Annotated in this window: 14 protein-coding genes; 6 read left to right on the top strand and 8 right to left on the bottom strand. The window is 71.5% G+C overall.

Features of this window, described 5'->3' with window-relative positions; genetic code table 11:
- Positions 1 to 36 precede the first annotated feature (36 nt).
- Positions 37 to 558 (bottom strand): MarR family winged helix-turn-helix transcriptional regulator, encoded by a 522-nt coding sequence (locus tag AB0L06_RS27405; RefSeq protein WP_500233976.1) that lies wholly within the window; start codon positions 556 to 558, stop codon positions 37 to 39.
- An 82-nt stretch (positions 559 to 640) separates the two neighbouring features.
- Between AB0L06_RS27405 and AB0L06_RS27400 the strand changes: the two genes are divergently transcribed.
- Complete coding sequence (locus AB0L06_RS27400; RefSeq protein ID WP_500233975.1) at positions 641 to 1,672, top strand: alpha/beta hydrolase; 1,032 nt, start codon at positions 641 to 643, stop codon at positions 1,670 to 1,672.
- A 9-nt stretch (positions 1,673 to 1,681) separates the two neighbouring features.
- Here AB0L06_RS27400 and AB0L06_RS27395 read toward each other — a convergent pair whose 3' ends face one another.
- Positions 1,682 to 3,688, bottom strand: coding sequence for an AsmA family protein (locus AB0L06_RS27395; RefSeq protein WP_500233974.1), 2,007 nt, complete (start codon positions 3,686 to 3,688; stop codon positions 1,682 to 1,684).
- Between the two features lie 4 nt (positions 3,689 to 3,692).
- Complete coding sequence (locus tag AB0L06_RS27390) at positions 3,693 to 4,247, bottom strand: helix-turn-helix domain-containing protein (protein WP_500233973.1); 555 nt, start codon at positions 4,245 to 4,247, stop codon at positions 3,693 to 3,695.
- 37 nt (positions 4,248 to 4,284) lie between these two features.
- Between AB0L06_RS27390 and AB0L06_RS27385 the strand changes: the two genes are divergently transcribed.
- Together AB0L06_RS27385 and AB0L06_RS27380 are read left to right on the top strand one after the other, a co-directional pair.
- Positions 4,285 to 5,166 carry an alpha/beta hydrolase gene (locus AB0L06_RS27385; protein ID WP_500233972.1) on the top strand — a complete coding sequence of 294 codons (882 nt, stop codon included), beginning with the start codon at positions 4,285 to 4,287 and terminating at the stop codon, positions 5,164 to 5,166.
- Positions 5,167 to 5,498: 332 nt separating this feature from the next.
- Positions 5,499 to 6,260 carry a dioxygenase family protein gene (locus AB0L06_RS27380; protein WP_500233971.1) on the top strand — a complete coding sequence of 254 codons (762 nt, stop codon included), beginning with the start codon at positions 5,499 to 5,501 and terminating at the stop codon, positions 6,258 to 6,260.
- 7 nt (positions 6,261 to 6,267) lie between these two features.
- Here the strand turns inward: AB0L06_RS27380 and AB0L06_RS27375 are convergent, their stop codons facing one another.
- The gene (locus tag AB0L06_RS27375; RefSeq protein ID WP_500233970.1) at positions 6,268 to 7,392 is read right to left on the bottom strand and encodes an amidohydrolase family protein; all 1,125 of its coding nucleotides are present in this window, start codon (positions 7,390 to 7,392) and stop codon (positions 6,268 to 6,270) included.
- A gap of 190 nt (positions 7,393 to 7,582) precedes the next feature.
- On the opposite strand from AB0L06_RS27375, the gene AB0L06_RS27370 reads away from it, so the two are divergent.
- Entirely contained in the window at positions 7,583 to 9,028 is a 1,446-nt protein-coding gene (locus AB0L06_RS27370) for a type I glutamate--ammonia ligase (RefSeq protein WP_500233969.1), read from the top strand.
- Between the two features lie 223 nt (positions 9,029 to 9,251).
- Positions 9,252 to 9,794 carry a CGNR zinc finger domain-containing protein gene (locus AB0L06_RS27365; protein WP_500233968.1) on the top strand — a complete coding sequence of 181 codons (543 nt, stop codon included), beginning with the start codon at positions 9,252 to 9,254 and terminating at the stop codon, positions 9,792 to 9,794.
- A gap of 64 nt (positions 9,795 to 9,858) precedes the next feature.
- Here the strand turns inward: AB0L06_RS27365 and AB0L06_RS27360 are convergent, their stop codons facing one another.
- Together AB0L06_RS27360 and AB0L06_RS27355 are read right to left on the bottom strand one after the other, a co-directional pair.
- The gene (locus tag AB0L06_RS27360; RefSeq protein WP_500233967.1) at positions 9,859 to 10,623 is read right to left on the bottom strand and encodes an MBL fold metallo-hydrolase; all 765 of its coding nucleotides are present in this window, start codon (positions 10,621 to 10,623) and stop codon (positions 9,859 to 9,861) included.
- Positions 10,624 to 10,684: 61 nt separating this feature from the next.
- Positions 10,685 to 11,635, bottom strand: a complete 951-nt coding sequence (locus AB0L06_RS27355; RefSeq protein ID WP_500233966.1) for a methyltransferase — start codon at positions 11,633 to 11,635, stop codon at positions 10,685 to 10,687.
- Between the two features lie 375 nt (positions 11,636 to 12,010).
- Here AB0L06_RS27355 and AB0L06_RS27350 point away from each other — a divergent pair, with 375 nt between their 5' ends.
- On the top strand, positions 12,011 to 12,517 hold the full coding sequence (locus AB0L06_RS27350) for a LysR substrate-binding domain-containing protein (RefSeq protein ID WP_500233965.1): 507 nt from the start codon (positions 12,011 to 12,013) through the stop codon (positions 12,515 to 12,517).
- Between the two features lie 258 nt (positions 12,518 to 12,775).
- Here AB0L06_RS27350 and AB0L06_RS27345 read toward each other — a convergent pair whose 3' ends face one another.
- Together AB0L06_RS27345 and AB0L06_RS27340 are read right to left on the bottom strand one after the other, a co-directional pair.
- Complete coding sequence (locus AB0L06_RS27345; RefSeq protein ID WP_500233964.1) at positions 12,776 to 13,057, bottom strand: hypothetical protein; 282 nt, start codon at positions 13,055 to 13,057, stop codon at positions 12,776 to 12,778.
- Positions 13,057 to 13,596: a hypothetical protein gene (locus AB0L06_RS27340; RefSeq protein ID WP_500233963.1), complete on the bottom strand. Its 540-nt coding sequence runs from the start codon at positions 13,594 to 13,596 to the stop codon at positions 13,057 to 13,059. Before AB0L06_RS27340 ends, AB0L06_RS27345 begins: the two co-directional genes overlap by 1 nt.
- Positions 13,597 to 14,018: the final 422 nt, after the last annotated feature.

Here is a 14,018-nt window from a genome sequence, read left to right as displayed (position 1 = left end):
ACTGAGTTTCAATTGTGGTCAAGCCCCAATAGATATTCAGTCCGCCAAGGGGAGCAGGTCCGGGCCGTCCGACTCGGCGGCCAGGGTGACGATGCGGAGCAGGTCGGAGAGCTGGCGCCGCTGCGCCGGGGTCAGAACCGCCAGCAGGACGTGCTCGCCGGACGACCGGTCCTCGAAGACCGACTCCCACGCCTCGCACGCCTTGGCCGTCAGCCGGACGAGCAGGCGGCGGCGGTCGTCCGAATCCGGGATGCGGTCGACGTAGCCGTCGCGCTCCAGGCGTTCCAGGCGGTTGGTCAGGGTGGCCGGGCGGACGTCCAGGACCTCGGCGAGCCAGGTGGGACCGGCCTGGAACGGGGCGCCCGTGGAACGCAGCCACCAGATGACGTCGTACTGCCAATCGTGCAGGCCGTGACCCGCGAGGGCCTCTTCGCGCTCGCGGCGCAGCCGCCGCACGACCGCCTGCATGCGGGTCACCGCCCCCTCCACGTCCGGGTCGAGGTCGGGCAGTTCGCGGGACCAGTACGCGATGTGCCGGTCGATGGAGTCCTCAGCCATGGCGGCAATATTACCATTTCGGATATTTCCATTTCGTAGTAACGTCGCTCGGCGTCACCCCCCGACGACGAGGAGGACCGCCATGCCGCTTTGGCCTGAGGACCTGGCCGGACAGGTCCACGAGCACACCGTCGACAGCGTGCTGCTCCGCGACAACCCGCTCGGCGACCCGCACGAACGCCCGCTCTGGGTGTACACGCCGCCCGGCTACGACGACGACCCCGACCGCCGCTACCCGACCGTCTACATGCTGCTCGGCTACACCGGGAAGCTGGACGCGTGGAGCCGGGCGACCTCCTCCTATCGCGAGCCTGTGCCGGTCGCCACCGACCGGCTGTTCGCCAGCGGCGAGGCGCCGCCCGCGATCCTGGTGTTCGTGGACGCGTTCACGACGTACGGCGGCAGCCAGTACGTCGACTCGCGCGGCACCGGCCGCTACCACTCCTACCTGTGCGACGAGGTCGTCCCGTGGGTGGACGCGCACTACCGGACCCTCGCCTTCCGCGACCACCGCGGGATCGCGGGCAAGTCGAGCGGCGGTCTCGGCGCGTCCATCACGTCGATGACGCGCCCCGACCTGTTCGGAGCGTTCGCGACGCACTCGGGCGACTCGCTGTCGGAGGCCCAGTACACGCCGCACTTCTACAAGGCCGTCCGTGACCTGCGCGCCTACGACACCGACATCTTCGCCTGGTGGGAGGACTTCCGGTCGCGCGTCGCGTTCACCAAGCAGGAGGACCTGCGGCTGCTGGAGATCCTCGGTGTTTCGGCCTGTTTCTCGCCCGCCGCGGACGGCACTCCCCTGCTCCCCTTCGACCCGGCGACGGGCGCGCTACGTCCGGACGAGTGGCAGCGCTGGCTCGACTGGGATCCGGTGCGGATGGCTCCATCGCATGCGGACGCGCTGCGTTCGATGCGCGGCATCTGGATCGACGCCGGAACGCACGACGAATGGTTCCTCGACCTCGGCGCGACGGCCTTCCGAAGGGCCGTCGCGGACGCGGGCGTGCCGGACGACCGCGTCTACTTCGACCTGTTCGACGGCGGTCACATGGCGGTCGAGTACCGGCAGCCACCCGCCGTCGCCTGGCTCTCGCGCGTCCTGAGCCCCTGACGGCCGCCGTCAGCGGCGGGTGAGAGTGCGGGCGACTCCCGCGGCGATCGTCGACACGAGGATCCAGCCGACCGCGACCAGCACGTACGAGAACCACTGGGACGCGCCGGACGGGTCGTAGGCGCTCTTCTGCCCGAGCGTGACCAGCGGCAGCATGAGGTCGAGGGTGTAGACGAGCGGGTTGAAGTGCGGCGCCTCGCCCTTCTTGAGGGGATGCGGGTGATCGGCGGCGAACACGGCCGTCCCGATCACCAGGAAGAACACCAGCCAGGCCGCCGCGAGCCAGGGGCGGTAGCCGTACCCGACCGTGACGTCCTGGAGGAGACTCCAGGCACGGGCGATCGGCGGCTTGGACCGGCGCAGTCCCCGCTCCCGCTCGTACAGGACGCGCTGGGCCTCCACTCCGCGGCCCTGGCGCTGGTAGTTCGCGGCGAGCTGCTCACAGGCCTGGGGACGCTGGTTGGCCGGGGCCCGGTCCGTCCAGGGCAGGCGGTCACGAGCGGGAAGGTCGGGCCGGAGGTTCTCGTAGGTCAGGCCGTCCATGCTCAGGTCGTCCGGCCAGCGTTCCGGGTCGTCGTGGAGGAGGCTCAGGCTCGCGTGGTCGAGCGCCACCGAGCCCTCGATCGGCTCGTCCGGACACAGGATCAGGGTGTGCGCGTGGAGTGCGGTCGCCTCGAGCGCGACTCCGCCGGGACGGCGGAGTCGCGCTCCCCCGAAGTCCACGGTTCCGCTGATCCGGCCGGCGGTCAGCAGGACGCTCCCGTCCGAGGTCATGCGCGCACAGTTCAGGTCCCGGCCGACACTGTTGCGTTTGAGGCGCAGGGTCACTCCGCTCGAGCTGGTCAGGCGGGCGTCCATGAGCACGATCGCGTCGACACTGCTGTTCCTGATACTGATCTCGCCGTCCGCATTGAGTCGCTGACCATGCAGGATGCCGCCCACACTGGCGTTCTTCGCCTGGAGGCAGCAACCGGCCCGGCCGGGGCCGAGCGACGCCTCGGAGAGCTGGATCTGACCGGCGACGGCGGTGGCGACCAACGTGATGTCGCCGTCGGTGACGGTGAGGCGCGGCGCGTCGATGTGCCCGATGGACGCGCGGTCGAGGTTGAGGGCAGCGTGTCCGGTTCCGTCGAGGCGGGCGTCGGCGAGATGCAGGCCCGCGTCGAAGCGGACGCCGGTCAGCCGGAGTTCGCCTTCGACGGTCAGGCCGCCCTCGCACCAGAACGCGCCGGTCAGGTGGGCGCGCGCGGCGCTCACCGCGAAGCCGCCGGGGTTGCTCAGGTGTGCGTTGGCCAGGAGCAGCGGACCGCTGATCGCGGAGCTGCGCATCCGGATCTCGCCCTCCACCGTCATGCCGGTGCCGTCGAGTCCCTCGCCGATGCTCGCGTTGTCGATGTCGAGCGCCACGGCCCCGGGGCTGCCGAGGCGCGCGCGAGGGAGGTCGAAGAAGCCGGTGATCGTCGCGCCGCGCAGCACGACGGGGCCGTTCGCGACCAGGTCGGGACAGGCCAGGTCGCCGCGGACCGAGACGCCCTCGCCGTCGAGCGCGACGTCGCGCTCCGAGCGGCCGACGGTCGCGCCGTGCAGGCGGAGTCCGCCGGTGATCTCGCCCTGGTCGACGCGGATCCCGCGCTCGGTCTCGGTGTCGCGCAGGTCGAGCACGCCCTCGATCCGGACGCGGGGCGCGTCGAGCCGGTTCAGGCGGCTGCCGAGGAGCCGGACGGTGCGGGTGACGGCCTCGGCCAGGCGGAGCGTCGCGTCGAAGACGCAGTTCTCGCAGACCAGCGCGACGTCGATGGTCGCGCCCATCAGGTCGAGCTTCCCGGTGACGGTGGCCCCGCGGAGCCGGAGGGCGGCGAGCCGGCCCGGTTCGACGTCCTGCCCGCCGAGCAGCAGGCGGCGGATGACCTCGGCGCGGACGGTCTTGTCGGCGGCATCCCTGAGGTCGGCCCACGAACCGGTCGGGAACGCGTCCCAGAGGAGTTGTTCGGCGTCGGTCAGATCGTCAGGGGGCACCGGATCATTCTGGGGCGATGCCGTCGTCCGGGCCAGACTCGCTGGGGAACAGGATCGGGCTGAGCAGGTACCGGGAGCGGCCGGGTTCGGACGCGTTGGCCAGGTGGGGGACGATCGCGGCGCGCAGGTCGGCGAGAAGTGCGGCCAGTTCGTCCGGGTTCAGCCAGAGGGCGTGCTGCCGGTAGCCGACCGGGTCGGACGACGGGTCGGAGCCTTCGCGGTCGAGATAGGCGTCGAACTCGGCGGCCAGGGCCGCGATCGCGGCGGTGAACGCGGCGCGGTGCTCGTCCGGGGAGAGCGCGGCGGCATCGGCCGGGTCGACGGAGGCGCGTTCGTGGCTGAGCCGGTAGCGGCGTTCGACCGCGCCGCGGACGCGCCGTTCGTCCGCGACCTCCAGGACTCCCCCGGCGGCGAGCGCGTCCACGTGGCGGTAGACGGTGGCCTTGGAGACGTCGGGGATCAGCTCGGCGAGGCGCGAGGTCGGCAGGACGCGGCCGCCGCGCAGCGCGTGCACGATCCGCAGCCGGACGGGGTGGGCGAAGAGGTCCAGAGTGCGCACGGTACAAATGTTCTCACACATGCTACCGTTCGCAAATATGAGAATAGATGAGTGGACTCCCCCGGCCGACGCCGACCCCGGCACCTTCCGCGAGCAAGACGTCGCGGTCGGCGCGGTGGGCGGGACGATGACGTCGCCGCGAGCGGAGGCTCGCGGCGGGGTCGTGCTGCTGAGCGGCGGCGGGCCGTTCGACCGGGACGGGACGGCCGGGCCGAACAAGCCGCTGAAGGACCTCGCGTGGGGCCTCGCCGGGCGGGGCATCGCCTCGGTGCGGTTCGACAAGCCGTCCGGGCAGGCCGCGACGATGGCGGATGAGTACGTGCCGTTCGCGGCAGAGGCCGTCCGGCAGCTTCGTGACCTGGTGGAACGCGTGTTCGTCGTCGGGCACAGCATGGGCGGCAAGGTCGCGCCACGCGTCGCGGAGGCCGCCCCCGTGGACGGCCTGGCACTGCTCGCCGCGGACGCCGAGCCGATGCACCACGCGGCGTTGCGGGTGTCGCGGCACCTGGCGTCGCTCGACCCCGCGTACGCGGAGTTCGCGTCGCTGATCGAGCGGCAGGTGGCGGCGCTGGACGGGCTGACCCCGGACACGCCGTCCGCCGACCTCCCGTTCGGACTGCCCGCGTCCTACTGGGCCGACCTGCTCGAATACGACCCGGTCGCGGCGGCCAGGGCAGTCGACCTACCGATGTTCATCGCGCAGGGCGGCCGCGACTACCAGGTCACGGTCACGACCGACCTCTCCCGCTGGCGCGCCGCGTTCGACGACCGGCCGGACGTCACGTTCCGGGTCTACGAGGCCGACGACCACATGTTCTTCCCCGGATCCGGGCCGTCCGGCCCTGCCGACTACCTGCTTCCACACCACGTCGACCCGGACGTCGTCAACGAACTCGCCGCATGGCTGCTCGCGGTGTGACGCATCAGCGACGAAATCCTTCCGAGTTGGCCAGTTCGGTGCCGCCCGGGTGAGACAGCGCGTGGACCGTCCAGCGCACGATCGACTCCTTCACGGCCGCGGCGGCGCGTCCGGTCAGGACGGCCGTGTCGCACCCGTCTCCAGCGCCGCCGCGTCGCGCGGGCGAGCGTGAGCCGGTTCAGGCACAGGTTCGTCAGGACCTTGGTGAGCCACGCCTAGCAGCCGGAAGGCGAGGCCGAACAGCCGCCCGCGCTGACGCTCGAACTCCGCCACGCCCACGTCGTCCACAGGGCGATTATCCATCTTGTTTAAATTTGAACTAGTATGGGGTCATGGTCAGGATGCCCGCGATCTACCTCAGCCATGGCGCGCCGCCGCTCGCCGACGACCCGGTCTGGCCTGGAGAGCTGGCGGCCTGGTCCGCCGACCTGCCGCGCCCCGAGGCCGTCCTCATGGTGTCGGCGCACTGGGAGGACGCGCCGGTCACGGTCGGCGCGACCTCGCCCGTCCCGCTCGTGTACGACTTCTGGGGATTCCCGGAGAAGTACTACCAGGTCACCTACCCCGCGCCCGGCGCTCCGGAGCTGGCCGCGAAGGTGCGCGGGCTGCTCGGGCCGTCGGTGCACGAGGCTCCCGACCGCGGCCTCGACCACGGCGCGTACGTCCCGCTGAAGGAGATGTACCCGGACGCGGACGTCCCGGTGCTGCAGATGTCGATGCCGTCGCTCGACCCGTCCGAGCTGTACGACCTGGGCCGCCGCCTCGCGCCGCTCCGCGACGAGGGCGTGCTGATCGTCGGCAGCGGCTTCTTCACCCACAACCTGCGCATGCTCGACCCGTCCGGCGGCGTCGCCACCGCGACCGCCGAGTTCGACGAGTGGGGCCGCCGCGCCCTCGACGCGCACGACGTGGACGCGCTGCTCGACTTCGAGCACAAGGCCCCGGCCCCCGGCCTCGCCCACCCGCGCACCGAGCACTTCGCCCCGCTCTTCGTCACGCTGGGCGCGTCGTCCGCGCAGGACGGGGACGACACCAGCCAGCCCATCGACGGGTACTGGCTCGGCATGGCGAAGCGATCGGTGCAGTTCGGCTGACGCCCGGCTACCCGTCGAGGCCGTAGACGCGGCGCGCGTTGCCGGCCGCGATCATCCCGGCGAGCCGGGACGCGTCGGCGCCCGTCCATGATCCCTGGGCGACGCCGCCGTCCAGGACCATGCCGAGAGCCCGCCGGAACAGCAGGGCCGCGAGGTGGTAGTACTCGGCCAGGCCGTAGGCGTCGGACGAGTAGAGCACCTTGCCGAACGGGGCCAGCTCGAGCAGCTCCCCCAGCAGGACCGACGCCCGGTCGCCGACGCCGTGCAGCGCCAGCCCGACGTCCGCGAACACGTTCGGGAAGACCTGCGTGAGATATCCGGCGCTGCGCTGGAACGGGTAGTTGTGCAGGAGGAGGACGGTCGTTCCCGCGTCCGCCAGCTCGCGCAGCAGGCCCGTGAGCAGCAGCGGGTCCCCGCGGCTGAGGTCGGCCTCGGCGTCCCCGTACCCGACATGGAACTGGACGGGCAGCCGCAGGTCGGACGCACACCAGATCAGGAACCGGTGCAACACGGGATCGGCCACGCGCAGAGGCCTTCCTTCGGAAGGGGCGCGCAAGAGCCGTTCGGTGGCCTTGACCACCTCGTGGTCGGTCGGGCGTTCACCCGCGAGGTCGAGCCCGGCTCGATAGGCGGCGATCGACTTGACCCCGACCGCGTTCCGCGTCCGCTCGGCGAGGGCCGCCCGGAACGCGTCAGCGAAGTCGTGCGCGTTGTCGTCCCGCGCGGCGACGGTTTCGGCGAGCGTCTCCAAACGGACGATCTCGTGCGCCTTCGCACCCGCGAGGTCGCCCAGTTCGTCCGGGGTGAGCAGCCCGTCCGGATTGAAACCGGTGTCGACGCACAGCGCGTCCAATCCCGCGGACGCCAGGAAACGCCGGTTGACCTCGGCGTATCCGAGTTCGGCGCGGCGCGCCAGGTAGTCGTCCGGCGAAGCGTGCGGCGCGAGGTCGAGAACGGGCGCGCACCAGCGCCGGACGGCCAGGCCGACACGTGAGTCGAACAGAGTCCCCCCGAGCGGCCCGGGCGCGTCCGCCTCGGTCATCAGGGCCTCGAACCCCGCCCGGTCCAGGTCGCGGCGCACCACTCCATGGCAATGGTGGTCGACCAGCGGAGGAATGTCGTCGTCAAGCACCGCGCCTCCCTCGTCATAGCGTCAGGACGACCATACGATGCGTAATTGCGGCCGTGCGCCCCGGCATCCGCACCACGCGGGTCACCGCACGAACGCCCCGTCCCCGCACCACACGAACGGCGCGCCCACCGGCGGCGCGCGGCACGGCGGGACGGGCCGGCCAGGCGTGGACGAGCGATGGGAGCAGGGCGTGGGACGGAACGACAGCGGGGCGGCGCGGCGGGCGTTCCAGCCCCTCGACGCGGACGAGCGGGACCGGATGGCGGCCCACGCGGCGCGGCTCGCGCCCGAGCTGGAGGATCTCGCCGGGGTCGTGCTGGGCTGGGTGGACACCAGTGGCATCACCCGCGTCAAGACCGTCCCGGTGCCGCGGCTCGAGCACGCGGCCGCGTGGGGCGTGGGCATGGCGCCGTGTTTCGACGTGTTCCTGCTGGACGACTCGATCGTGGCCGGGGAGTACATCGGCGGCCCGGTCGGTGACCTGCGGCTTCACCCCGATCTCGACCGGCTCGTCCGGCTGGCGGCGGTGCCCGGCTGGGCCTGGGCGCCCGTGACCCGGTACACGCAGGAGGGGACCGTCCACCCGATGGACTCCCGCGCGCTGCTCGCCCGCGAGGTCGAGCGGCTCGCTGAGCTCGGCTGGTCGGTGCGCGGCGCGTTCGAGATCGAGTGGTCGCTGTCGGACGACGACGGGAGCGACGACTTCATCCCGGCCTGCAAAGGTCCCGCCTACAGCATGACGCGCCTCACCGAGCGGTCCCAGTACCTGCGCGACCTGCTCGACGCGCTCGCCGAGACCGGCATCAGGATCGACCAGCTGCATCCCGAGTACGCGCCCGGCCAGTACGAACTGTCCTTCGCCGCCGAGGACCCGCTGGGCGCCGCCGACACCGCCCTCCTCATCCGGGAGACGATCCGCGCCGTGTCACTCGACCACGGCATGGTCGCCTCGTTCTCGCCCAAGGTGCTCGCGGACTCGGTCGGCAACGGCGGGCACGTCCACCTCAGCCTGTGGCGGAACGGCTCGGCGGACGGATCGGCGAACGACTCGGTCAACATGATGACCGGCGGGCACGGGCCGTTCGGGCTGACGGCCGAGGGCGAGGCGTTCGCCGCGGGGATCCTGGGCCGCCTGTCCGCGCTGCTCGCGATCGGCGCGCCGACCGTCTCGAGCTACCTGCGCCTGATCCCGTCCCATTGGGCGGGCGTGTACGGCTGCTGGGGCCTGGAGAACCGGGAGGCCGCGCTGCGCCTGGTCACCGGCGCGATCGGCGACCGCGGACGGGCCGCCAACCTCGAGATCAAGTGCTTCGACGAGGCCGCGAACCCATACCTGCTGTTCGCCTCGCTGCTCGCCGCGGGCCGTGCCGGGCTCGCCGCGAAGGCGTCGCTGCCCGAGCCGGTCGCGGTCGACCCGGCCTCGCTGTCGGACACCGAGCGCATCCGGCTCGGCATCGAGCAGCTGCCGGAGTCGCTCGAGGAGGCGGTCGCGGCGTTCGAGCGGGACGAGGTGCTCGCCGAGGCGCTCGGGCCCGAGGTGATCGACACGGTCGCGGCCGTCCGGCGCGGCGAGATCGCGCTGTTCGCGCAGGCGTCGCCGGAGCAGATCACCGCATCCACCCGATGGCGCCACTGAGCGCGACATCTCCCGACCTTCTTCTCGCTCGCCGACCAGTGAGACCCTCCGTGTAGAACGGACCGGACCGGACCGGACACCGGCCGCCTGCCCGGCCGAAGTTGATCGTTTCCGGCGCCGGAATGGGCGCGGGTATCCGGGATGGGACGGGACGTCCGGGGCGACGGGATAATCTCGGTGCCAGCCCACAGCCGACATCCGCGACAGGCAGGTCTCCCGTTCCATGAAGATCACCGGATACCGCAGCCACGGCGTCGCCGCCGCGGTCGCGCTGGTGAACGCCGTCACCGTCCCGGAGGACGACGATGGCCCGGACGCGCTGCGCCGCATCCTGCGCGTCAACGGGTTCGTCTGGCAGGACTTCGACCCGGCGACCGCCGACGAGTACCGCGCCTGGGGACGCGAACTGCGCCCGTTCTTCGAGGCTCCCGACCTGCCGTCGGCGGTGACCGTCCTCAACGCCCTGCTCGAGCGGACCCCGACGCACCCGCACCTGTCCGACCACGACGGCCTCGGCCTGCACATGCACCACGCCCCGCCGTCCGCGCAGCTCCCGCTCCGCTTCCGCTCGACGACGCTGATGCACCTCTCCGAACTCGTCTGCTCCTACGGCGTCGGACGGACCGGAGTCTGCGCCGCGCCCGACTGCCGCCGCGTCTACGCCGACACGTCCCGCGCGGGCCGCCGCCGCTTCTGCTCCGAGACCTGCGCCAACCGCACCAACGTCGCCGCCTTCCGCGCCCGCCGCCGCTCCCACACCCCCTGACCACGCCCGCACCGCGACCTCGCCGGCATCGGCCGCGCTCGAGCGGTGGCGACGTGCGGCTTGGTCACCCGACGAGGCCGGGGCGGGGCGCGTCCAGCGTGACGACCAGGCCCTCTTCGGCGGCCAGCACGTCGTTCTCGAACTCCTCACGCGCCGCCGCCACGGATGCCGCTCGGTCGTTGCCGGGCCAGAAGTGGGTCAGCATCAGCCTGCGAGCGCCCGCCCGCCGCGCCCAATATCCGGCTTCGGTGGAAGTCATCAGGTTGCGGCACGGGCGTTCCGTCTCGCCGTCTCGGTCGGTCGCCTCGACGATGAACAGGTCGGCGTCACGGCCCAGATCGGCGAGAACCGGGTCCGGCCCGGTGTCGCCTGTGTACGCGAGCGTCGCCACCTCGTCCTGCAGTCGCACCCCGGCATTGGGGACGTAGTGCGGCAGCTCAAGGCCGGTCAGAGTGAACGGCCCGACCCGGTGCACACCCGGCAGGGAGTGGACGTCGAAGACGGACTCCAGCTCGACGTCCGGCTCGAGCCCTCGGAGCCGTTCGAGCACGCCCGGCGGGCAGAACAGCGGGACCTTGGGACGCCTTGTGGGGCCGTACAACCACGTCCGGAACAGTCCGTGCAGGTCGACACAGTGATCCGGATGCTCGTGCGTGATGACGACCGCATCCACCACACCGTCCGGCCAGAGCTCGAGCAGGCGGGGCAGCGTGCCGTACCCGAGATCCAGGACGACCCGAAACCCCTCCCAGTCCACGGCGAACCCGCTGCACGCCCGCCCCGGCTCTGGAAACGCCCCGCAACTGCCGAGCACAGTGACCTGTCGCATCCGACTAAGCTCCCACGTCCGGTTCCTCCGGCGATGACCGGAGTCTCCGTCTGGGGGCGGCTCAGCCGGAGGGGAGCAGTTCGGTGACCGAGCGCGTGCCCGCCTGGACGACGGAACCGACCCGGAGACCGGCCTTCGCGGCCAGCTCGCCCAGCCGCTCGAAGCTCCGCTCCCGGCCGCCGACGTAGCAGAGCATGTTGAGGTCGCCCTCGGTGTCGGAGACCCCGGCGACGTCATCGCCGAAGTGGTCCACGACGAGCACCTTGCCTGCGGCGGAAGCGGCATCGGAGCAGCGCTGCAGGATGCGGAGGGCGTCCGGATCGTCCCAGTCGTGGAGGACGCCCGACAGCACGTACCCACCCGCCCCCGCAGGGAGCTCGTCGAAGAAACTGCCGACCCGCGCGTCCCCGCGATCACTCAGCCCCGCCGCCTCAAGGGCCTGCCGGGCACGGGCCACCGGCCCCGCCAGATCGATCACCGTCCCCCGCAGGTCCTCGTGGCGGCGCAGGAGCGCGATCAGCATGCTCGCGTCACCGCCCCCCACGTCGACCACGTGGCCGAGCGTCCCCCAGGGGTAGGCGGTCGCCACGACCGGGGCGTCCGCGACCAGCCGGAAGCCCATCAACGCGTCGAACGAGGCTCCCCGTGCGGGATGGTCCGACAGGTCCTCCCAGAACGACCGTCCGAAGAAGTGCTGGAACGCGGGCTCGCCGGTGCGGACGGTGTGCAGCAGGTCGACGAAGCACCGCGAGGCGTGTCCGATGGCGCCGTCCATGTCCAGCCAGGCCCGGACTCCTCTCGGATGGTCGTCCCGCAGCTCCTCTCCCAGGTCGGTCAGCGCGTAGGCGCCGTCCTCCGACCGGGACAGCACGCCCGCGGCGACCAGGTGCTCCATCACCCGCATGAGGGCGTCCGGATCGGCGTCCACCGCCTCGGCCAGGGCTTCGGCCGTCCGCCGCCCACCGGCGATGTGATCGGCCAGCCGCAGAGTCGCCGCCACACGAATGGCCATCGGAGTGAGCAGATCGGCAGCCGCCCAGATCCTCCCGCCCCACTCACTGTCCCCTTCAGCCATCCCATGCCCTCCCGCTCCCGACCGTCCAACACCCGTTTCGCGCGTGACCACCGCCAACCCGGCTGTACCCAGCCCCGTCTCAAGGCCACCCCCGCCCCACGAACAGGCATGGTCCGTGCCGAAGATGACGCGCCAGGACGCACCGGCTCCGCGGCACGTCCAGCTGCTCGGCAACGGCTACACGGTGTCTTGCTCGGTCACGGCCTGACTGAAATCACCCTCACGAAGTGCCGACGTGGGAATCAGGAAGTGCAGCCCTCCCCCCCTCGGGGAACTCCCACTCCCCCAGGTCGCTGGAAAGCCGGAGCAGGTGTGTGTACGTCCCCTGGCAATCCCCACGCGACGCTGCACACCGAGGGCCGCGCGGTCATCGTCCCGTCCGGGCACCGGCTGTCCGCGCGCGCCTCGGTGCGGATGTCGGATCTGGACGGGCGAGACGCTGCCGCGCTGGAAGGGGATCCCGGCGGCGACGGCGCCAGCCCGGAGGTCGCCGACGTGATCCAGTTGCTCCACATGGTCACGGTCGGCCGGATGATCGGCGTACTGCCCCGGTCACTCGTCGAACCGGTCCCGCCCGGGCTGGTCTGCGTCCCCGTGACCGACACTCCGCCCAGCCGTCTCGTCCTCGCCTGGAACGACCAAGACCACCGCCCCCTGGTCGCCTCCTTCGTGACCGCCGCCCTGGACCCGCACCACCCCGAACCCCGCTCAGTTCCCGAAGCACCGCTCGCCCCGGACGACAAGCAGCCAGCACCCCGGGCCCTGCACCCCGCCGACCGTGCTCAGCAGCGAACCGAACATCCGACCGCCGACCATTGATTGCCGACGCGATCAACGACGGCGTCGGTGGTGTGGGGCGCGACCTCGGCTGCTACCGGTGCCGGTGCGGTGCTGCCCGATCACGCCCCGCCCGTGTCGGGCCGGTGCCATCACGGGATCGACCAGCCCACCCGGCGGAGTCCGCACGGCCCTCACGAATGCCTCGGAACGACAGGCCGCCACACCCAGGGATCCGCCGGTATGACCAGTTCCAAGGCCGCTCCCATGACGTCCGGCTCTGTCGCTGCTCTTGTGATGTCAGACCTGGTACGGCCAGATGCTGACGCTGTCCGCTGCGACGCTGATCTCCGCCCAGGTCTGATCGATGCTCCTCGGCGGCGGCACGTCGAGATCGAACAAGATCTGCGTGTCGCCCATCTCCAGCAGCGCGGCCCCGTCCTCGGTGAGGTGAAGTCGGCCACGCAGGACGATCTTGTCGCCATCCCGCCGGAAACCGGGTTCGGCGATCGTTGTCGCACCGGCGTTGTCTCCCCAGCGGATGTCCTCATCGACCGTCCACTCGAAGGGAGGTCCCGACATCACGTGCGCTCGTCCGGCTGGTCCACGTTCCACGCACTCGGCAGCGGCGCCTCACACATCGCGCAGACGAAGTAGTCGTCTTTGACGATGTTGTGCTGGTGGCACTCAGTGCAGCGCCGGAACACCATCGGATGGGTGAAGGCGCCCGGATGGTCCAAGCCCGCACGCACGAGCGCCGCCTCTACGGCCGGCCAAGAGGTGACGTCAGGGCAATAGCCGGTCGACTGGTTGCTCACCTCGCTGACCACCGGGCGGCCCCCGTCCCAAGCGAAAGCGATCTCACCCGCGCTGAGCACAGGCTCGCCGCCGGCACAGGCGACATGCTCACTGCGCTGTGCTGCCAGCAGCAGGGTTCCTCCCCGTTCGACGACGAACGTGAAGGGCTCCTCGCGCTCATCATCCGGCCGCTCGCCAAGCCAGGCCCCCAGAGCGCCACGTGACTCGATCGCCTCACCCCGCGCACCAGGCCGCACCTGATCACGAATCTCGGCCGGGCCGACGTAGTCGAAATGCCGATACACAAGCGAAGCCTTCCACATCCCGCCCAGGTGGCACCGGCCTCCCTCACCACCCTTCGAAGCCTGTCCCCAGGCACGACCGACCACACGACCCGAACCCTCAGCCAACCAACATGGCCCGCACGAGCACAGCGCGGACGGACACAGCGCAAGCAGGCACAGCCCGCACAGACACAGCCCGCGCGCGGACGACGCGGGCACGCACGAGCACAGCGCAGGTACGGACGGCACGGCCAGGCACGGCGCGGACGGACACAGCCCGCACGAACACAGCGCGGGTACCGACGGCACTGGCGCGCAATGCACAGCGCAGGCGCGGACGGCGCGGACGGACACAGCCCACACGGACACAGCGCGGGTACCGACGGCACTGGCGCGCAATGCACAGCGCAGGCGCGGACGGCGCGGACGGACACAGCCCACACGGACACAGCGCGGGTACC

This window comes from Spirillospora sp. NPDC052269 (assembly GCF_040679435.1).
In the GTDB taxonomy this organism is placed as follows: domain Bacteria; phylum Actinomycetota; class Actinomycetes; order Streptosporangiales; family Streptosporangiaceae; genus Spirillospora.
The sequence above is the reverse complement of the archived record's forward strand: the minus strand, read 5'-3'. Positions and strand labels throughout refer to the sequence as shown.

Coding starts and splice junctions, on each gene's coding strand:
- AB0L06_RS27405 (WP_500233976.1), bottom strand. CDS start 558: ATGGCTGAGGACTCCATCGACCGGCACATCGCGTACTGGTCCCGCGAA.
- AB0L06_RS27400 (WP_500233975.1), top strand. CDS start 641: ATGCCGCTTTGGCCTGAGGACCTGGCCGGACAGGTCCACGAGCACACC.
- AB0L06_RS27385 (WP_500233972.1), top strand. CDS start 4,285: ATGAGAATAGATGAGTGGACTCCCCCGGCCGACGCCGACCCCGGCACC.
- AB0L06_RS27380 (WP_500233971.1), top strand. CDS start 5,499: ATGGTCAGGATGCCCGCGATCTACCTCAGCCATGGCGCGCCGCCGCTC.
- AB0L06_RS27365 (WP_500233968.1), top strand. CDS start 9,252: ATGAAGATCACCGGATACCGCAGCCACGGCGTCGCCGCCGCGGTCGCG.
- AB0L06_RS27360 (WP_500233967.1), bottom strand. CDS start 10,623: ATGCGACAGGTCACTGTGCTCGGCAGTTGCGGGGCGTTTCCAGAGCCG.
- AB0L06_RS27355 (WP_500233966.1), bottom strand. CDS start 11,635: ATGGCCATTCGTGTGGCGGCGACTCTGCGGCTGGCCGATCACATCGCC.
- AB0L06_RS27345 (WP_500233964.1), bottom strand. CDS start 13,057: ATGTCGGGACCTCCCTTCGAGTGGACGGTCGATGAGGACATCCGCTGG.
- AB0L06_RS27340 (WP_500233963.1), bottom strand. CDS start 13,596: ATGTGGAAGGCTTCGCTTGTGTATCGGCATTTCGACTACGTCGGCCCG.